General features: G+C 48.5%; 30 protein-coding genes and 1 pseudogene. All 31 read right to left on the bottom strand.

Annotated elements, in window-relative coordinates:
• Positions 1-456: 456 nt before the first annotated feature.
• Positions 457-843 (bottom strand): 50S ribosomal protein L17, encoded by a 387-nt coding sequence (rplQ, locus tag BZJ17_RS16255; RefSeq protein WP_069590805.1) that lies wholly within the window; start codon positions 841-843, stop codon positions 457-459.
• A gap of 35 nt (positions 844-878) precedes the next feature.
• Positions 879-1,868 (bottom strand): DNA-directed RNA polymerase subunit alpha, encoded by a 990-nt coding sequence (gene rpoA, locus BZJ17_RS16250; protein ID WP_069590802.1) that lies wholly within the window; start codon positions 1,866-1,868, stop codon positions 879-881.
• A 23-nt stretch (positions 1,869-1,891) separates the two neighbouring features.
• Positions 1,892-2,512 (bottom strand): 30S ribosomal protein S4, encoded by a 621-nt coding sequence (rpsD, locus tag BZJ17_RS16245; protein WP_069590800.1) that lies wholly within the window; start codon positions 2,510-2,512, stop codon positions 1,892-1,894.
• Between the two features lie 40 nt (positions 2,513-2,552).
• Positions 2,553-2,942: a 30S ribosomal protein S11 gene (gene rpsK, locus BZJ17_RS16240; RefSeq protein ID WP_069590798.1), complete on the bottom strand. Its 390-nt coding sequence runs from the start codon at positions 2,940-2,942 to the stop codon at positions 2,553-2,555.
• Positions 2,943-2,960: 18 nt separating this feature from the next.
• Positions 2,961-3,317: a 30S ribosomal protein S13 gene (gene rpsM / locus BZJ17_RS16235; protein WP_069590796.1), complete on the bottom strand. Its 357-nt coding sequence runs from the start codon at positions 3,315-3,317 to the stop codon at positions 2,961-2,963.
• A gap of 146 nt (positions 3,318-3,463) precedes the next feature.
• Positions 3,464-3,577 (bottom strand): 50S ribosomal protein L36, encoded by a 114-nt coding sequence (gene rpmJ / locus BZJ17_RS16230; protein ID WP_000868186.1) that lies wholly within the window; start codon positions 3,575-3,577, stop codon positions 3,464-3,466.
• Between the two features lie 27 nt (positions 3,578-3,604).
• Positions 3,605-4,930, bottom strand: a complete 1,326-nt coding sequence (gene secY / locus BZJ17_RS16225; protein WP_069590794.1) for a preprotein translocase subunit SecY — start codon at positions 4,928-4,930, stop codon at positions 3,605-3,607.
• A gap of 23 nt (positions 4,931-4,953) precedes the next feature.
• Positions 4,954-5,388 carry a 50S ribosomal protein L15 gene (rplO, locus tag BZJ17_RS16220; RefSeq protein ID WP_077458133.1) on the bottom strand — a complete coding sequence of 145 codons (435 nt, stop codon included), beginning with the start codon at positions 5,386-5,388 and terminating at the stop codon, positions 4,954-4,956.
• Positions 5,389-5,392: 4 nt separating this feature from the next.
• Positions 5,393-5,572, bottom strand: coding sequence for a 50S ribosomal protein L30 (rpmD, locus tag BZJ17_RS16215; RefSeq protein ID WP_069590791.1), 180 nt, complete (start codon positions 5,570-5,572; stop codon positions 5,393-5,395).
• A gap of 6 nt (positions 5,573-5,578) precedes the next feature.
• Positions 5,579-6,076: a 30S ribosomal protein S5 gene (gene rpsE / locus BZJ17_RS16210; protein WP_069590790.1), complete on the bottom strand. Its 498-nt coding sequence runs from the start codon at positions 6,074-6,076 to the stop codon at positions 5,579-5,581.
• A 12-nt stretch (positions 6,077-6,088) separates the two neighbouring features.
• Positions 6,089-6,442, bottom strand: a complete 354-nt coding sequence (rplR, locus tag BZJ17_RS16205) for a 50S ribosomal protein L18 (protein WP_021024479.1) — start codon at positions 6,440-6,442, stop codon at positions 6,089-6,091.
• Between the two features lie 9 nt (positions 6,443-6,451).
• Positions 6,452-6,985, bottom strand: coding sequence for a 50S ribosomal protein L6 (gene rplF, locus BZJ17_RS16200; RefSeq protein WP_069590788.1), 534 nt, complete (start codon positions 6,983-6,985; stop codon positions 6,452-6,454).
• 13 nt (positions 6,986-6,998) lie between these two features.
• Positions 6,999-7,391, bottom strand: a complete 393-nt coding sequence (gene rpsH, locus BZJ17_RS16195; RefSeq protein WP_069590786.1) for a 30S ribosomal protein S8 — start codon at positions 7,389-7,391, stop codon at positions 6,999-7,001.
• A 23-nt stretch (positions 7,392-7,414) separates the two neighbouring features.
• On the bottom strand, positions 7,415-7,720 hold the full coding sequence (gene rpsN / locus BZJ17_RS16190) for a 30S ribosomal protein S14 (RefSeq protein ID WP_069590785.1): 306 nt from the start codon (positions 7,718-7,720) through the stop codon (positions 7,415-7,417).
• A gap of 17 nt (positions 7,721-7,737) precedes the next feature.
• Positions 7,738-8,277, bottom strand: a complete 540-nt coding sequence (rplE, locus tag BZJ17_RS16185) for a 50S ribosomal protein L5 (protein ID WP_069590782.1) — start codon at positions 8,275-8,277, stop codon at positions 7,738-7,740.
• A 15-nt stretch (positions 8,278-8,292) separates the two neighbouring features.
• A complete protein-coding gene (gene rplX, locus BZJ17_RS16180) occupies positions 8,293-8,607 on the bottom strand; it encodes a 50S ribosomal protein L24 (RefSeq protein WP_069590772.1) in 315 nt (104 codons plus the stop codon).
• A gap of 11 nt (positions 8,608-8,618) precedes the next feature.
• On the bottom strand, positions 8,619-8,990 hold the full coding sequence (gene rplN, locus BZJ17_RS16175) for a 50S ribosomal protein L14 (RefSeq protein ID WP_069590770.1): 372 nt from the start codon (positions 8,988-8,990) through the stop codon (positions 8,619-8,621).
• A 160-nt stretch (positions 8,991-9,150) separates the two neighbouring features.
• Complete coding sequence (gene rpsQ / locus BZJ17_RS16170) at positions 9,151-9,405, bottom strand: 30S ribosomal protein S17 (RefSeq protein ID WP_069590768.1); 255 nt, start codon at positions 9,403-9,405, stop codon at positions 9,151-9,153.
• Positions 9,405-9,596, bottom strand: coding sequence for a 50S ribosomal protein L29 (gene rpmC, locus BZJ17_RS16165; protein ID WP_069590766.1), 192 nt, complete (start codon positions 9,594-9,596; stop codon positions 9,405-9,407). The genes rpsQ and rpmC overlap by 1 nt, the downstream gene beginning before the upstream one ends.
• On the bottom strand, positions 9,596-10,006 hold the full coding sequence (gene rplP, locus BZJ17_RS16160) for a 50S ribosomal protein L16 (RefSeq protein ID WP_069590764.1): 411 nt from the start codon (positions 10,004-10,006) through the stop codon (positions 9,596-9,598). Before rplP ends, rpmC begins: the two co-directional genes overlap by 1 nt.
• A gap of 11 nt (positions 10,007-10,017) precedes the next feature.
• A complete protein-coding gene (gene rpsC, locus BZJ17_RS16155) occupies positions 10,018-10,707 on the bottom strand; it encodes a 30S ribosomal protein S3 (RefSeq protein ID WP_069590761.1) in 690 nt (229 codons plus the stop codon).
• Positions 10,708-10,726: 19 nt separating this feature from the next.
• On the bottom strand, positions 10,727-11,059 hold the full coding sequence (rplV, locus tag BZJ17_RS16150; RefSeq protein WP_069590759.1) for a 50S ribosomal protein L22: 333 nt from the start codon (positions 11,057-11,059) through the stop codon (positions 10,727-10,729).
• 10 nt (positions 11,060-11,069) lie between these two features.
• Positions 11,070-11,348 carry a 30S ribosomal protein S19 gene (gene rpsS / locus BZJ17_RS16145; RefSeq protein ID WP_021024467.1) on the bottom strand — a complete coding sequence of 93 codons (279 nt, stop codon included), beginning with the start codon at positions 11,346-11,348 and terminating at the stop codon, positions 11,070-11,072.
• Between the two features lie 20 nt (positions 11,349-11,368).
• Positions 11,369-12,193 carry a 50S ribosomal protein L2 gene (gene rplB, locus BZJ17_RS16140; protein ID WP_069590757.1) on the bottom strand — a complete coding sequence of 275 codons (825 nt, stop codon included), beginning with the start codon at positions 12,191-12,193 and terminating at the stop codon, positions 11,369-11,371.
• Positions 12,194-12,212: 19 nt separating this feature from the next.
• Positions 12,213-12,515, bottom strand: a complete 303-nt coding sequence (gene rplW / locus BZJ17_RS16135) for a 50S ribosomal protein L23 (RefSeq protein ID WP_069590756.1) — start codon at positions 12,513-12,515, stop codon at positions 12,213-12,215.
• Positions 12,512-13,114 carry a 50S ribosomal protein L4 gene (rplD, locus tag BZJ17_RS16130; RefSeq protein WP_069590755.1) on the bottom strand — a complete coding sequence of 201 codons (603 nt, stop codon included), beginning with the start codon at positions 13,112-13,114 and terminating at the stop codon, positions 12,512-12,514. Before rplD ends, rplW begins: the two co-directional genes overlap by 4 nt.
• A gap of 16 nt (positions 13,115-13,130) precedes the next feature.
• A complete protein-coding gene (rplC, locus tag BZJ17_RS16125) occupies positions 13,131-13,760 on the bottom strand; it encodes a 50S ribosomal protein L3 (protein ID WP_069590754.1) in 630 nt (209 codons plus the stop codon).
• 13 nt (positions 13,761-13,773) lie between these two features.
• Positions 13,774-14,085, bottom strand: a complete 312-nt coding sequence (gene rpsJ / locus BZJ17_RS16120; RefSeq protein ID WP_002541412.1) for a 30S ribosomal protein S10 — start codon at positions 14,083-14,085, stop codon at positions 13,774-13,776.
• Between the two features lie 352 nt (positions 14,086-14,437).
• A complete protein-coding gene (gene bfr / locus BZJ17_RS16115) occupies positions 14,438-14,926 on the bottom strand; it encodes a bacterioferritin (RefSeq protein ID WP_077458530.1) in 489 nt (162 codons plus the stop codon).
• Between the two features lie 81 nt (positions 14,927-15,007).
• Positions 15,008-15,199 carry a bacterioferritin-associated ferredoxin gene (bfd, locus tag BZJ17_RS16110; RefSeq protein ID WP_069590747.1) on the bottom strand — a complete coding sequence of 64 codons (192 nt, stop codon included), beginning with the start codon at positions 15,197-15,199 and terminating at the stop codon, positions 15,008-15,010.
• Positions 15,200-15,413: 214 nt separating this feature from the next.
• Positions 15,414-15,749 (bottom strand): annotated as a pseudogene (gene tuf / locus BZJ17_RS16105) (elongation factor Tu); the annotation flags it as partial.

Raw genomic sequence — 15,749 nt, 5'->3', positions numbered from 1 at the left:
CTCAACGAGTGCCCACACAGATTGCATAGGTCAAATTGTTAAAGAGCGTTGACTTGCGAAGCGTTGCTTCGCTCGGTCAGGGCTGCGTATATTACTCGCCTTGCCGATGAAGTCAAGAAGAAATTTTATCTTTTTGTTGATGCCAACCGGCGAAAACAAAACGTCTTCTTGACTCCCCTAACGCGTTGTCGGCGTTAAGTAGGGCGGCATTCTATAGAAATTGTGACCACCGTCAACACTAAATCACATCTTTTTTATCGAATGTGCTCTTTTTGAGCACTTTGCGCGAATAACCAACGAAAACAGCTAAAATGACGCTTTTAATACCTATATTAAGCTTGGTTGAAGGCATAAAAGCGGATGGGTTGCGCTAAAGGATTGACGAAAGACCTGATAGATAAAGAAAAAGCCAGGCACTAGGCCTGGCTTTTCTAGCTTATCTGCAAGAGTAAAGAATTACTCTGCAGCTTCCTCAGCTTTTTGCTCTGGGCGATCAACGAGCTCGATGTAAGCCATAGGGGCTTTATCACCTGAGCGAACACCGCATTTAAGAATGCGAGTGTAACCGCCAGCACGTGAAGCAAAACGTGGGCCGAGTTCATTGAAAAGCTTCGCTACAACTTCGTCGTTACGAGTACGAGCGAATGCAAGACGACGGTTAGCAACACTGTCGTTCTTAGCTAGGGTAATCAACGGTTCAATGACGCGACGCAGCTCTTTTGCCTTAGGCAGAGTTGTTTTGATAACTTCGTGAGTTACCAGCGAGCTAGCCATGTTGCTGAACATCGCTTTACGATGGCTGCTGTTGCGATTGAGTTGACGACCACTCTTACGATGGCGCATGACCTAATCCTTCTAACTAAATAATCAGTATCTGATTAATCTTCAGCGATTGATGCTGGCGGCCAGTTTTCTAGGCGCATGCCTAGAGACAGACCACGTGAAGCCAGCACGTCTTTAATTTCAGTCAAAGACTTCTTACCAAGGTTTGGCGTTTTCAGAAGCTCAACCTCAGTACGCTGTACCAGATCACCGATATAGTGAATCGCTTCTGCTTTCAAACAGTTGGCAGAGCGAACAGTTAGTTCAAGATCGTCTACAGGACGCAGTAGGATCGGATCGAACTCTGGCTTCTCTTCTTTCTCCTCAGGGACGCGCACGTCTCGCAGGTCAACAAACGCATCTAGCTGTTCAGCTAAGATGGTTGCTGCACGGCGAATCGCTTCCTCAGGATCCAGTGTACCGTTAGTTTCCATATCGATAACAAGCTTGTCGAGGTCAGTACGCTGTTCAACACGTGCTGCTTCAACTTTGTAAGCAATACGGTCTACTGGGCTGAACGTTGCATCAACAAGCAAGCGGCCGATTGGACGCTCGTCGTCTTCGCTGTGAATGCGCGCAGACGCTGGTACATAGCCACGACCACGTTCTACCTTGATACGCATGCTAATTTCAGCGTTTGCATCAGTCAGGTGGCAGATAACGTGTTCTGGGTTCGCAATCTCAACACCACCATCATGGGTGATGTCGCCTGCAACAACAGGGCCTGCACCAGACTTGGTCAGAGTAAGGATAACTTCATCTTTACCCTCAACCTTAACGGCTAGGCCTTTAAGGTTAAGTAGGATTTCCAGGATATCTTCCTGAACCCCTTCTTTGGTGCTGTACTCGTGCAGTACGCCGTCAATTTCAACTTCCGTCACCGCACAGCCTGGCATTGATGAAAGTAGGATACGACGTAGCGCATTCCCCAGAGTATGGCCAAAGCCACGCTCTAGAGGTTCAAGAGTTACTTTTGCGTGCGTAGAGCTGACTTGTTCGATATCAACCAGACGCGGCTTAAGAAATTCTGTTACAGAACCCTGCATTATGTCCTCTCTTTAGTTTAGCCTTACTTAGAGTAAAGCTCGACGATCAGGTGTTCGTTGATGTCAGCAGACAAATCAGAACGCTCTGGTAGGCGCTTGAATGTGCCTTCCATCTTCTTGCTGTCTACTTCGATCCAAGTTGGCAGCTCGCGCTGTGCAGCGATTTCTAGTGCTGCTTTGATGCGCGCTTGGTTCTTAGCTTTCTCACGAATGCTAACAACGTCGTTTGCCGAAACCTTGAAAGAAGGTACGTTAACAACTTTGCCGTTAACTAGGATCGCTTTGTGGCTTACCAGCTGACGAGCTTCGGCGCGAGTTGCACCAAATCCCATGCGGTAAACTACGTTGTCTAGGCGACCTTCAAGAAGCTGAAGCAGGTTTTCACCTGTGTTACCTTTAATACGGGCAGCATCTTTGTAGTAGTTACGGAACTGCTTTTCCATTACGCCGTAGATACGACGTACTTTTTGCTTCTCGCGAAGCTGAACGCCATAGTCAGACAGACGGCCGCGACGCTGACCGTGAACGCCTGGGACGTTATCAATTTTACACTTGGTATCAATCGCGCGTACGCCTGACTTAAGGAACAAGTCAGTACCTTCGCGACGGCTAAGCTTCAGCTTAGGACCCAAATATCTTGCCATGATCTTTCTCCAATATTCTAAGAAACAGCACTAAGCGTGATTAAACGCGGCGTTTCTTAGGTGGACGACAACCGTTGTGCGGGATCGGAGTCGCATCAACAATGTTAGTGATGCGGAAGCCCGCCGCGTTCAGGGCACGAATAGTAGATTCGCGGCCTGGACCTGGACCTTTAACCATCACTTCGAGGTTTTTCAGGCCGTATTCTTTCGCCATCTCACCACAACGCTCTGCAGCAACCTGTGCAGCATATGGAGTCGACTTACGAGAACCACGGAAACCTGAACCACCGGCAGTAGCCCATGCTAGAGCGTTGCCTTGACGGTCAGTGATCGTAACGATTGTGTTGTTGAAAGACGCATGAATGTGCGCAACGCCATCAGCAACTTGCTTGCGTACGCGTTTACGTGCGCGAGTTGGTTGTTTAGCCATAGTACTTACCTACCCCGATTATTTCTTGATCGGTTTGCGCGGACCCTTACGGGTACGTGCGTTGGTCTTCGTACGCTGACCACGAAGTGGCAAGCTGCGACGATGACGCAAACCGCGGTAACAGCCAAGGTCCATAAGACGCTTGATGTTCATGGAAATTTCACGACGTAGATCGCCTTCTACAGTGTACTTGGCTACACCGTCACGCAACTGGTCGATCTGCTCTTCTGATAGTTCACTGATCTTAGTGCTTTCAGCAATACCTGCTTCGGCTAGGATAGCCTGAGAGGTAGTTTTGCCGACACCGTAAATCGCAGTCAGTGCGATTACAGCGTGCTTTTGATCAGGAATGTTAATGCCTGCTATACGGGCCACTATTCACTCCTAGTACTTTTCAAGTAGAACCGCTGCAGAGCCCGTTGAGGATACGCAGCGGCATAACCACTTCTTTTGCACATACAAAAGGTGGGCTGGCTAATGTAGCCAGCCTGACCTCATTTTGCAAGAAAAATATTCTGCTATTAGCCTTGGCGCTGCTTGTGCTTAGGCTCACTGCAGATCACGCGAACGACACCGTTACGCTTGATCACTTTACAGTTACGGCAGATTTTCTTAACGGAAGCACGAACTTTCATTGCTAAACTCCGTAAATAGACAACCTATTAGCGGCCGTAGCCTTTAAGGTTGGCTTTTTTCAACACGGACTCATATTGTTGAGACATCAAATGAGTCTGAACTTGAGCCATAAAGTCCATGATTACGACTACTACGATAAGTAGTGATGTACCACCAAAGTAGAAGTGGACATCCCACGCAATCATCATGAACTCGGGGATCAGACAGATAAAGGTAATGTACATGGCGCCCGCGAGGGTCAAACGTGTCATCACTTTATCAATGTATTTAGCAGTCTGCTCACCCGGGCGAATACCAGGTACGAACGCTCCTGACTTCTTCAAGTTATCTGCCGTTTCACGAGGGTTAAACACCAACGCTGTATAGAAAAAGCAGAAGAAGATAATCGCCGCCGCATAAAGTATTACGTAAGCCGGTTGGCCAGGACTTAGTGCCAAAGACACGTCGGTCAGCCAGCTTGTCTGATCACCCTTACCAAACCAGTTAGCAAGTGTACCAGGGAACAAAATAATACTTGATGCAAAGATCGCTGGGATAACCCCTGCCATGTTAATTTTCAGTGGCAAGTGCGTGCTTTGCGCTGCAAAGACACGACGACCTTGTTGGCGCTTCGCATAGTTAACGACGATACGACGTTGACCACGCTCCATGAAGACCACAAAGTAGATTACCGCCAACGCGATAACAGCAATACCTAGCAAGAGAAGCGGAGACATGTCGCCTTGACGCGCTTGCTCTATTGTCTGTCCAATTGCCGGTGGCAGACCTGCGACAATCCCGGTGAAAATAATCAGCGAGATACCATTACCAATACCGCGTTCGGTAATTTGTTCACCCAACCACATCAAGAACATGGTGCCTGTGACCAAACTGACTACCGCAGTAAAGTAAAAAGCAGGACCTGGATTAATCACCAGACCTGGCATCATACTTGGTAACCCGGTCGCAATTCCAATTGCTTGGAAGGTTGCCAACACAAGCGTGCCGTAGCGGGTGTACTGGCTTATCTTACGACGGCCAGATTCGCCCTCTTTCTTCAACTCCGCTAACGCGGGGTGAACCACTGACAGTAACTGGACAATGATCGATGCCGAGATGTACGGCATGATCCCCAGTGCCAGTATCGAAGCACGCTCAAGGGCACCACCAGAGAACATGTTTACCAAGTCAATGATGGTCCCTTGTTGCTGTTCGAACAGATCGGCAAGTACAGCAGCGTCAATACCAGGAATTGGCACAAAAGAGCCGGCACGGAATACCAATAATGCCATAGCTACAAAAAGTAGACGGCTTTTCAGCTCCGCGATCCCGCCTTTTGCACTACTGAAGTTTTGTCCTGGTTGTTTTGCCATCTGTACCTCGTCCTCGAGCTAAATTATTCCTCGATTTTACCGCCTGCAGCTTCGATTGCCGCTTTAGCGCCTTTAGTGACACGAACACCTTTAACAGTCACAGCGCGAGCGATTTCACCAGACAGTACGATTTTCGCCGTACGGGTGTCTTGTGCAACAACGTTCGCTGCTTTTAGTGACTCTAGGCTTACCACGTCACCTTCAACTTTTGCTAGTTCGCTTAGGCGAACTTCAGCAGAAGTTAGGCTCTTGCGCGATGTAAAACCAAATTTTGGCAGACGCTGTTTCAAAGGCATTTGACCGCCTTCGAAACCTGGGCGTACAGAACCACCTGAACGTGATTTCTGACCTTTGTGACCACGGCCACCAGTTTTACCCAGACCTGAACCAATACCACGGCCTACACGCTTAGCAGAAGGCTTTGAGCCTGCAGCCGGAGATAGAGTATTCAAACGCATGTGATTACTCCTCCACTTTAACCATGTAGTTGACTTGATTGATCATACCGCGCACGCACGGAGTATCTTCAAGTTCAACAGTGTGGTTGATGCGACGTAGGCCCAAGCCACGCAGGGTCGCTTTGTGCTTCGGCAAACGGCCGATAGCGCTACGAGTCTGTGTTACTTTAATTGTCTTAGCCATGTCGTATTACCCCAGAATTTCGTTAACAGGCATGCCACGCTTAGCAGCTACCATCTCTGGAGACTTCATACCACCCAGACCATCGATCGTTGCACGAACGATGTTGATTGGGTTGGTAGAACCGTATGCTTTGGCCAGAACGTCTTGAACGCCCGCAACCTCAAGCACAGCACGCATCGCACCACCGGCGATGATACCCGTACCTTCTGATGCTGGCTGCATGTACACTTTAGAACCAGTGTGGCGGCCTTTAACAGCGTGGTGAAGAGTACCGTCTTTCAGCGCTACAGTAATCATGTTACGGCGCGCTTTTTCCATTGATTTCTGAATCGCTGCTGGTACTTCACGGGCTTTACCGTAACCGAAACCAACGCGACCGTTACCATCACCAACCACAGTCAGGGCGGTGAAGGTAAAGATGCGACCACCTTTAACCGTTTTAGATACACGGTTTACAGCGATCAGCTTTTCATGCAAATCACTTTGTTGTTTATCGTTAGCCATCTTCCACCTACCTTAGAATTTCAGACCAGCTTCACGGGCAGCATCTGCCAGTGCAGCCACACGGCCGTGGTATTGGAAACCGGAACGGTCAAAAGCAACAGCTTCGATGCCTTTTTCCTTCGCACGCTCAGCAATGATTTTACCTACTGCTGCTGCGGCGTCTTTGTTACCGGTGCTCTTAACTTGTTCACGGATCGCTTTTTCTACGGTAGAAGCGGCGGCGATGACTTCCGCGCCGTTACCAGCGATAACCTGTGCGTACACATGACGTGGAGTACGGTGTACCACCAGGCGAGTCGCACCCATTTCCGCGATCTTGCGTCGTGCTTTGGTCGCACGACGGATACGAGATGCTTTCTTATCCATAGTGTTACCTTACTTCTTCTTAGCTTCTTTAGTACGCACAACTTCGTCAGAGTAACGAACGCCTTTGCCTTTGTAAGGCTCTGGCTTGCGGTATGCGCGGATTTCAGCAGCGACCTGGCCAACCGCTTGTTTATCAGCACCGCTGATAACAATTTCAGTTTGGCTTGGGCACTCTGCCTTAATACCCTCAGGTAGAACGTGTTCTACTGGGTGAGAGAAGCCAAGTGTCAGGTTAAGTTTGTTACCCGCAACAGTTGCACGGTAACCAACACCCTTCAGGATTAGCTTCTTGGTAAAGCCTTCTGTCACACCAACAACCATGCTGTTAACCAGTGCGCGAGCAGTACCAGCATGAGCCCATGCTTTAGCGTGCTCTACACTTGGTGCAAAGGTAATGGTGTTGTCTTCTTGGTTTACTTTCACCATATCGTGAAGCGTACGGCTTAGTTCGCCTTTGCTTCCTTTTACAGTGATGTCCTGACCGTTAAGTTTCACCTCTACGCCGGCAGGAACTACGACAGGTGCTTTTGCAACACGAGACATTTCCTACTCCTTATTACGCTACGTAGCAGATGATTTCACCGCCCAGACCCGCTTTGCGAGCTGCGCGATCGGTCATCAAACCTTTCGAAGTTGAAACAACTGCAATACCAAGGCCACCCATCACAGAAGGAAGCTCATCTTTCTTTTTGTAGATGCGCAGACCTGGACGGCTAACACGTTGGATTTGCTCGATAACTGGTTTAGATTCGAAGTATTTCAACGTCACTTCCAGTTCAGGCTTGGCATCGCCACTTACAGCGTACTCAGCCACGTAACCTTCTGCTTTTAGTAGCTCAGCAATTGCCACTTTCAGCTTTGACGAAGGCATTTTTACAGCAACTTTTTTTGCTGCCTGACCGTTGCGAAGGCGGGTCAGCATATCCGAGATCGGATCTTGCATGCTCATAAGTCTTTACTCCCGTGATTCAATTACCAGCTTGCCTTACGCAGACCCGGAATCTCGCCTTTCATGCAAGCTTCACGAACCTTGATTCGGCTTAGGCCGAATTTGCGTAGGTAGCCATGTGGACGACCAGTCTGGTTACAGCGGTTACGCTGACGAGACTTCGCAGAATCACGTGGTAGCGACTGAAGCTTCAGGACTGCGTCCCAACGCTCTTCGTCTGACGTGTTTACATTCTTAATGATCGCACGCAGGTTATCACGCTTTTCAGCGTAACGGGCTGCGAGCTTCGCACGCTTTACATCGCGTGCTTTCATGGATTTTTTAGCCATAACAGTAACCCTTCACCTTACTTACGGAATGGGAAGTTAAAGGCAGCCAGCAGAGCTCGACCTTCCTCATCAGTACCTGCAGTGGTAGTGATAGTAATATCAAGACCACGGATACGATCGACTTTATCGTAGTCAATCTCAGGGAAGATGATTTGCTCGCGAACGCCCATGCTGTAGTTACCGCGACCGTCGAACGCTTTCGGGTTCAGACCACGGAAGTCACGGATACGAGGAACTGCGATTGCGATTAGACGCTCAAAGAAGTCCCACATACGCTCGCCACGTAGGGTTACTTTACAACCAATCGGGTAGCCCTCACGGATCTTAAAGCCTGCAACTGACTTACGTGCTTTGGTGATCAGCGGCTTTTGACCAGAAATCGCGGTCATATCAGCAGCTGCATTTTCAAGCAGTTTTTTGTCGTTCAGAGCTTCGCCCACACCCATGTTAAGGGTGATCTTTTCGATCCTTGGGACTTGCATGATGCTCTTGTAGCCAAATTGCTTAGAAAGCTCAGCTACAACGGTCTCTTTGTAGTAATCATGCAGTTTCGCCATTGTACTACTCCAGAATTACTTAATAGTTTCGCCAGTCGATTTGAAAAAACGTACTTTTTTGCCGTCTTCAAATCGGAAGCCTACACGGTCACCTTTACCAGCTGCTGCGTTAAAGATTGCCACGTTTGAAACGTCAATAGCGGCTTCTTTTTCTACGATGCCACCTTGAACGCCCAGAGCCGGTACAGGCTTCTGGTGTTTCTTAACGAGGTTAATACCTTCAACGATAACTTTACCGGTCGGTAGAACCTTAGATACTTTACCTTTCTTGCCTTTGTCTTTACCGACAAGAACGATAACTTCGTCGTTACGACGGATTTTAGCTGCCATGAGATCGCTCCTTACAGAACTTCAGGCGCCAGAGACACAATCTTCATGAACTTTTCAGTACGAAGTTCGCGTGTCACAGGGCCAAAGATACGTGTGCCGACTGGTTGCTCGTTCGTGTTGTTCAACAACACGCAAGCATTACGGTCGAAGCGAATGACAGAGCCGTCTGGACGACGTACGCCTTTACGGGTGCGAACTACCACCGCCTTAAGCACATCACCTTTTTTCACTTTACCGCGTGGAATTGCTTCCTTAACGGTAACTTTGATGATGTCGCCAACATGGGCGTAACGACGGTGAGAGCCACCCAGAACCTTAATACACATTACACTGCGAGCGCCGGAGTTATCGGCTGCGTCCAGCATACTTTGCATTTGGATCATTGTTAGTGCTCCGCTGTTATTACATCTAGACCCATCTCGGGTCGGGCTGCCTTATTACAAGGGCGGCGAATAATAACACTATTTTGACCGGATGGGTAGATAAAAAAATAAACGGCCCCCCAAATGAGAGCCGTTTGACTTATATTGTTTGAAAAATCGCTTAGATGCGCGCTTTTTCAACAACGCGAACCAATGTCCAAGACTTAGTCTTAGAGATTGGACGACACTCACGAACTTCTACAGTGTCACCTTGGTTACACTCGTTAGATTCATCGTGAACGTGCAGCTTGGTCGTGCGCTTGATGTACTTACCGTAGATAGGGTGTTTCACAAAACGCTCGATAGCAACAACGATAGTCTTATCGCCTTTGTCGCTGACAACGCGACCTTGCTGAGTGCGGATGTTCTCGCTCATTATGCGCTAGCCTTCTCAGTCAATACGGTTTTAACACGTGCGATATCGCGACGAACAGCTTTAAGAGTGTGAGTTTGCTGAAGCTGGCCAGTAGCCGCTTGCATGCGCAGGTTAAACTGCTCACGCAGCAGACCCATCAGCTCTTCGTTCAGCTGCTCAACAGTCTTTTCACGTAGTTCTTGTGCTTTCATCACATCACCGCCTTAGTTACGAAAGTGGTTTTGATCGGTAGCTTACGTGAAGCCAGTTCAAACGCTTCGCGAGCCAGTGATTCAGGAACACCATCCATTTCGTACAGGACTTTACCTGGTTGGATTTGGGCAACCCAGTAATCTACTGAACCTTTACCCTTACCCATACGAACTTCCAACGGCTTACCAGTAATTGGTTTGTCTGGGAAGATACGGATCCAGATTTGACCCTGACGTTTAATGTGACGAGTCATCGCACGACGAGCCGCCTCAATTTGACGCGCAGTGATACGACCGCGACCAACAGCTTTCAGGCCATAGGTACCGAAGCTTACGTCAGTACCGTGCGCCAGACCGCGGTTACGACCTTTAAAAGTCTTGCGGAACTTAGTACGTTTTGGTTGAAGCATCGATAGACTCCTTACTTACGGCCTTTACGCTGCTTCTTCGGCTTGTCAGCCTTTTGCTCCACTTCAGCCATTCCGCCTAGAACTTCACCTTTGAAGATCCAGGTTTTAATGCCGATAACACCGTAAGTGGTGTGAGCAGAAGAAGTTGCGTAATCAATGTCAGCACGAAGTGTGTGCAGTGGCACACGGCCTTCACGGTACCACTCGGTACGAGCAATTTCAGCACCGCCTAGACGGCCGCTTACTTCTACTTTGATACCTTTGGCACCTAGACGCATTGCGTTTTGTACCGCGCGCTTCATCGCACGACGGAACATAACACGGCGCTCTAGCTGAGAAGCGATGCTGTCGCCAACAAGTTGTGCGTCCAGCTCTGGCTTACGTACTTCAGCGATGTTGATTTGCGCTGGTACACCGGCTAGTTTCGCAACATGYGCGCGTAGCTTCTCAACGTCTTCGCCTTTCTTACCGATAACCACACCAGGGCGTGCAGTGTGAATGGTCACACGGATGCTCTTGGCAGGGCGCTCGATAACGATGCGAGATACTGACGCTTTTTTCAGTTCGTTAGTCAAGAACTGACGTACCTTAAAGTCGCCGTCTAGGTTGTCAGCGAAATCTTGGTTATTAGCAAACCAAGTGGAATTCCAAGGCTTTACGATGCCTAGACGAATACCATTAGGATGTACTTTTTGACCCATTGCTTTATCTCCTCGTCTCTTAGCGGTCTGCTACAACAACAGTGATGTGGCTAGAACGCTTCAAGATGCGATCGGCACGGCCTTTTGCACGAGGCATAATACGCTTCATGATTGGGCCTTCATCAACGAAGACTTTGGCGACGCTTAGATCGTCGATATCCGCACCTTCGTTATGCTCGGCGTTTGCAATAGCAGATTCCAACACTTTCTTAACCAGATCAGCCGCTTTTTTGTTGCTGAAAGTCAGAATTTCTAGTGCTTGTGCTACGTCTTTACCGCGCACTTGATCCGCAACCAAACGTGCTTTTTGAGGCGAGATACGAGCAAAGCGATGTTTAGCAATAGCTTCCATTTCTTACCCCTTAACGCTTCTTAGCTTTCTTATCAGCAGCGTGGCCGCGATAAGTACGTGTTGGTGCAAACTCGCCCAGCTTGTGACCGATCATTTCTTCAGAAACGAAAACGGGTACATGCTGACGACCATTATGGACAGCGATGGTCAATCCGATCATCTGTGGGATGATCATTGAACGACGGGACCAAGTCTTTAAAGGCTTCTTGTCACCGCTTTCCACCGCTTTCTCTACCTTCTTCAGCAAGTGCAGGTCAATAAAAGGACCTTTCTTGAGAGAACGTGGCATGGCTTATCCTCTGATAATAATTACTTGTTACGACGACGTACGATGTACTTGTCGGTACGTTTGTTCTTACGGGTCTTGAAGCCTTTAGTTGGCATACCCCAAGGTGATACTGGGTGACGACCACCTGAGGTACGGCCTTCACCACCACCGTGTGGGTGGTCAACTGGGTTCATTGCAACACCACGTACGCTTGGACGTACGCCTTTCCAGCGTGACGCACCGGCTTTACCCAGTTCGCGTAGCATGTGCTCTGAATTACCCACTTCGCCTAGGGTCGCACGACCTTCAGCAAGAACTTTACGCATTTCACCGCTGCGCAGGCGGAGTGTGACATATGCACCGTCACGAGCAACGATCTGAGCATAAGCACCCGCAGAACGTGCAAGCTGAGCGCCTTTACCAGGTTTCAGCTCGATGTTGTGGATAGTAGAACCCACTGGGATGTTACGCATTGGCAGGGTGTTACCTACCTTGATAGCTGCATCTGCACCAGATTGGATCTGATCACCGGCTTTTAGGCCTTTAGGTGCAATGATGTAACGACGTTCACCATCCGCATAAAGTACAAGCGCGATGTTTGCACTGCGGTTTGGATCGTATTCAAGACGCTCAACTTTCGCTGGGATACCGTCTTTAGTACGTTTGAAGTCAATTACACGGTAATGATGTTTGTGACCACCACCGATATGACGCACTGTGATTCGACCGTTGTTATTACGACCACCAGACTTAGAGTTTTTCTCTAGTAGTGGTGCGTATGGCTTGCCCTTATAAAGATCTGGGTTAACCACTTTAACAAGGTGACGACGACCCGGTGAAGTCGGCTTACATTTGATAATAGCCATTTGCTGTTACTCCTCCGTCTTACTCTGCGCCGCCAACGAAGTCGATGTCCTGACCTTCTTTCAAGATAACGTACGCTTTTTTCCAATCGCTACGGCGACCTTCGCGCATACCTTGACGTTTGGTCTTACCCTTAACTACTAGGGTACGAACAGACTTAACTTCAACTTCGAACAGTTTTTCAACTGCCGCTTTGATCTCTTTCTTAGTTGCTTCTTTAGCTACTTTAAACACGATAGTGTTCGCGCTTTCAGCAGCCATAGTTGCTTTTTCAGAGATGTGCGGAGCACGCAGAACTTTTAGGATACGCTCTTCAGTGATCATGCCAGCATCTCCTCAACTTGTTTAACTGCTTCAGCAGTCATCACGACTTTGTCGAAAGCGATCAAGCTAACTGGGTCGATGGTACCTGCATCGCGTACGTCAACCTTGTACAGGTTACGTGCAGCAAGGAACAGATTCTCATCAACTTCTGCAGTTACGATCAGAGCGTCGTTCAGCTCAAGCTCTTTCAGCTTAGCGACAAGCTCTTTAGTTTTTGGTGCTTCAACAGAGAAGTTATCAACAACGATCAAACGCTCTTGACGAACTAGCTCTGACAGAATGCTCTTCAGAGCACCACGGTACATCTTTTTGTTAACTTTCTGGCTGTGGTCCTGAGGACGAGCTGCGAAAGTGACACCACCGCTGCGCCAAATTGGGCTGCGGATTGTACCTGCACGGGCGCGACCAGTACCCTTCTGACGCCATGGCTTAGCACCGCCACCAGATACGTCTGAACGAGTTTTCTGAGCGCGAGTACCTTGACGGGCACCAGCTGCGTATGCAACGACTACCTGGTGAACCAGGGCTTCGTTGAATTCACGCCCGAAGGTAGTTTCGGAAACAGTTAGCGCGTCGGCGCCTTTGACTACCAATTCCATTACTATCTCCTCGACGTTACGCTTTAACGGCTGGTTTAACGATCACGTTGCCACCTGTAGCACCTGGGACTGCACCTTTGATAAGAAGCAGATTGCGCTCAGTGTCAACACGTACGATCTCTAGGTTTTGAGTCGTTACACGCTCAGCACCCATGTGACCTGCCATTTTTTTGCCTTTGAATACGCGACCTGGAGTCTGACATTGACCGATAGAACCAGGAGCACGGTGAGACAAAGAGTTACCGTGGCTCATGTCTTGAGTACGGAAGTTCCAACGCTTAACGCCGCCTTGGAAGCCCTTACCTTTTGACGTGCCAGTAACGTCTACTTTTTTGATTTCAGCGAATAGATCAACGTTTAGCTCAGCGCCAACTTCGAACTCTTCACCATTTTCCAGACGGAATTCCCACAGACCGCGGCCCGCTTCAACACCTGCTTTCGCAAAGTGGCCAGCTTGTGCCTTGTTTACACGGTTTGCTTTCTTCGCGCCTGTAGTAACTTGAATTGCGGCATAACCGTCAACTTCAGGCTTACGCACCTGAGCAACACGGTTCGCTTCAACTTCAACTACGGTTACCGGGATAGATACGCCATCTTCGTTGAAGATACGAGTCATACCGACTTTACGACCGACTAGACCAATCATTATCTACTCCCCCTTAGCCCAGGCTGATTTGAACATCAACGCCCGCAGCAAGGTCAAGACGCATCAGAGCGTCAACAGTCTTGTCTGTTGGCTCAACGATGTCGATCAGACGTTTGTGAGTACGAATCTCGTACTGGTCACGTGCGTCTTTGTTTACGTGCGGAGAAATAAGAACGGTGAAGCGCTCTTTACGAGTAGGTAGAGGGATTGGACCCTTAACCTGTGCGCCAGTGCGCTTAGCGGTTTCAACGATTTCCGCGGTAGACTGATCGATCAAGCGATGATCGAACGCCTTTAGGCGGATACGGATACGTTGGTTCTGCATGAGACAGAGCYCCAAATTCAAAAATTTTTACACAAACAATATCGCCATTCTGCCTCACTAGAGCGAGSGAATGCCGATTAATTTATGTGAAACCGTAGTGCCAAAATTAGGCACATTGTCAGCCATTATATTATGACTGCGAACATAAGCGGAGTATACATTAAACGAACAGTTTACTGTTCCATTCCTCGATGCTCATTGGTTCACAACTGCGTCGGAAGTCCGAAGACTTAAGCAGTGCGCAGCATTATACCGATGCCGCACCCTATTGCAAGTCTTGGTTAAAAAATAAGCCCAAACAAAAACGCACCCATGGAGTGCGTTCATCTACCGCGATAGCGTAAGCCTCGCCTTAGTCTTTATCGCTCGCATCTTCAATCATCTGCGCTTGGTTATAATTTTCGAGTCCCACTTTCTCAATCAGACCTAGCTGAGTCTCCAGCCAATCAATGTGTTCTTCCTCATCATCGAGAATATACTGGAACAAATCTCGCGAGACGTAATCGCGTATGCTTTCGGTGTAGGCAATGGCTTCTTTCAAGTCTTCGTGTGCCTGCATCTCTAGCGCGAGGTCACACTCAAAAATTTCTTGCGTATCTTCTCCGATACGTAATTTACCTAAGTCTTGTAAGTTCGGCATCCCTTCTAAGAACAAGATGCGTTCAATCAACTTATCCGCGTGCTTCATCTCATCGATCGACTCTTCATATTCTTTATGAGCAATGACTTTTAAGCCCCAGTCTTTGAACATACGTGCATGAAGGAAGTACTGGTTGATGGCAATAAGTTCATTGCCGAGCACGGTATTTAAAAACGCAATCGATTTTGGGTCGCCTTTCATGGCAAAAGCCTCCTTATGGGTTCTATTTATCAACTGTAGAACCCATAAGGAGGCTGTCAAATTTTACTCAGTACTCCTGAGTTAGCTCGCTTGCTGTAACGTAATCACTTGCACCTGATCGTGAATCACCTCTTTGGCCTGACGCACACATTTACCACACTGTGAACCCAGCGGAGTGAGCCGACGCAGTTCGCGAATGCTGGTCACGCCTTGTTGATTCACAAGCTGCTTAATGGTTTTATCCGATACAGCATGGCAAATACATACAAACATCATTCTCACCCTACAACATAAACTATAACGAGAATAGTTTGCATTGCGCTTCAGGTAAAGGTTTTTTATATAACAATTGATTATTTACGTAATAGCTACACAAGCAAAAAAGATCGCGTAAAGCCAAAGCGCCATACGGTCAATGTCTGGGGTGCTGCCATAAAAAAAGGAGCGCAATGCGCTCCTTTTTCAGTGGTATGTTTAACTCAACGCATTACGCGATGATGTTRGCAACAACACCAGCRCCTACGGTACGGCCACCTTCACGGATAGCGAAACGTAGACCTTCGTCCATCGCGATTGGCGCGATCAACTCAACAACCATCTTGATGTTGTCACCAGGCATTACCATCTCAACGCCTTCTGGCAGTTCGATAGTACCGGTCACGTCAGTTGTACGGAAGTAGAACTGTGGACGGTAGCCTTTGAAGAACGGAGTATGACGGCCGCCTTCGTCTTTAGACAGTACGTATACTTCTGACTCGAACTTAGTGTGCGGGGTGATTGAACCTTCTGACTCGAACTTAGTGTGCGGGGTGATTGAACCAGG

Source organism: Salinivibrio sp. IB574 (assembly GCF_001996205.1).
Lineage (GTDB): Bacteria > Pseudomonadota > Gammaproteobacteria > Enterobacterales > Vibrionaceae > Salinivibrio > Salinivibrio proteolyticus.
The sequence above is the reverse complement of the archived record's forward strand: the minus strand, read 5'-3'. Positions and strand labels throughout refer to the sequence as shown.

Coding starts and splice junctions, on each gene's coding strand:
- rplE (WP_069590782.1), bottom strand. CDS start 8,277: ATGGCGAAACTGCATGATTACTACAAAGAGACCGTTGTAGCTGAGCTT.
- secY (WP_069590794.1), bottom strand. CDS start 4,930: ATGGCAAAACAACCAGGACAAAACTTCAGTAGTGCAAAAGGCGGGATC.
- rplW (WP_069590756.1), bottom strand. CDS start 12,515: ATGATCACTGAAGAGCGTATCCTAAAAGTTCTGCGTGCTCCGCACATC.
- rplR (WP_021024479.1), bottom strand. CDS start 6,442: ATGGATAAGAAAGCATCTCGTATCCGTCGTGCGACCAAAGCACGACGC.
- rplP (WP_069590764.1), bottom strand. CDS start 10,006: ATGCTTCAACCAAAACGTACTAAGTTCCGCAAGACTTTTAAAGGTCGT.
- rplF (WP_069590788.1), bottom strand. CDS start 6,985: ATGTCTCGTGTTGCAAAAGCACCTGTCGTAGTTCCTGCCGGCGTAGAG.
- rpsQ (WP_069590768.1), bottom strand. CDS start 9,405: ATGAGCGAGAACATCCGCACTCAGCAAGGTCGCGTTGTCAGCGACAAA.
- rplV (WP_069590759.1), bottom strand. CDS start 11,059: ATGGAAGCTATTGCTAAACATCGCTTTGCTCGTATCTCGCCTCAAAAA.
- rplC (WP_069590754.1), bottom strand. CDS start 13,760: ATGATTGGTCTAGTCGGTCGTAAAGTCGGTATGACTCGTATCTTCAAC.
- rpmC (WP_069590766.1), bottom strand. CDS start 9,596: ATGAAAGCACAAGAACTACGTGAAAAGACTGTTGAGCAGCTGAACGAA.
- rpsN (WP_069590785.1), bottom strand. CDS start 7,720: ATGGCTAAAAAATCCATGAAAGCACGCGATGTAAAGCGTGCGAAGCTC.
- rpsS (WP_021024467.1), bottom strand. CDS start 11,348: ATGCCACGTTCTCTCAAGAAAGGTCCTTTTATTGACCTGCACTTGCTG.
- rpsK (WP_069590798.1), bottom strand. CDS start 2,942: ATGGCTAAACAACCAACTCGCGCACGTAAACGCGTACGCAAGCAAGTT.
- rpmD (WP_069590791.1), bottom strand. CDS start 5,572: ATGGCTAAGACAATTAAAGTAACACAGACTCGTAGCGCTATCGGCCGT.
- rplB (WP_069590757.1), bottom strand. CDS start 12,193: ATGGCTATTATCAAATGTAAGCCGACTTCACCGGGTCGTCGTCACCTT.
- rpoA (WP_069590802.1), bottom strand. CDS start 1,868: ATGCAGGGTTCTGTAACAGAATTTCTTAAGCCGCGTCTGGTTGATATC.
- rplQ (WP_069590805.1), bottom strand. CDS start 843: ATGCGCCATCGTAAGAGTGGTCGTCAACTCAATCGCAACAGCAGCCAT.
- rpmJ (WP_000868186.1), bottom strand. CDS start 3,577: ATGAAAGTTCGTGCTTCCGTTAAGAAAATCTGCCGTAACTGTAAAGTG.
- rpsJ (WP_002541412.1), bottom strand. CDS start 14,085: ATGCAGAACCAACGTATCCGTATCCGCCTAAAGGCGTTCGATCATCGC.
- rpsH (WP_069590786.1), bottom strand. CDS start 7,391: ATGAGCATGCAAGATCCGATCTCGGATATGCTGACCCGCCTTCGCAAC.
- rplX (WP_069590772.1), bottom strand. CDS start 8,607: ATGGCAGCTAAAATCCGTCGTAACGACGAAGTTATCGTTCTTGTCGGT.
- bfr (WP_077458530.1), bottom strand. CDS start 14,926: ATGAAAGGCGACCCAAAATCGATTGCGTTTTTAAATACCGTGCTCGGC.
- rpsD (WP_069590800.1), bottom strand. CDS start 2,512: ATGGCAAGATATTTGGGTCCTAAGCTGAAGCTTAGCCGTCGCGAAGGT.
- rplO (WP_077458133.1), bottom strand. CDS start 5,388: ATGCGTTTGAATACTCTATCTCCGGCTGCAGGCTCAAAGCCTTCTGCT.
- rplN (WP_069590770.1), bottom strand. CDS start 8,990: ATGATCCAAATGCAAAGTATGCTGGACGCAGCCGATAACTCCGGCGCT.
- rplD (WP_069590755.1), bottom strand. CDS start 13,114: ATGGAATTGGTAGTCAAAGGCGCCGACGCGCTAACTGTTTCCGAAACT.
- bfd (WP_069590747.1), bottom strand. CDS start 15,199: ATGTTTGTATGTATTTGCCATGCTGTATCGGATAAAACCATTAAGCAG.
- rpsE (WP_069590790.1), bottom strand. CDS start 6,076: ATGGCTAACGATAAACAACAAAGTGATTTGCATGAAAAGCTGATCGCT.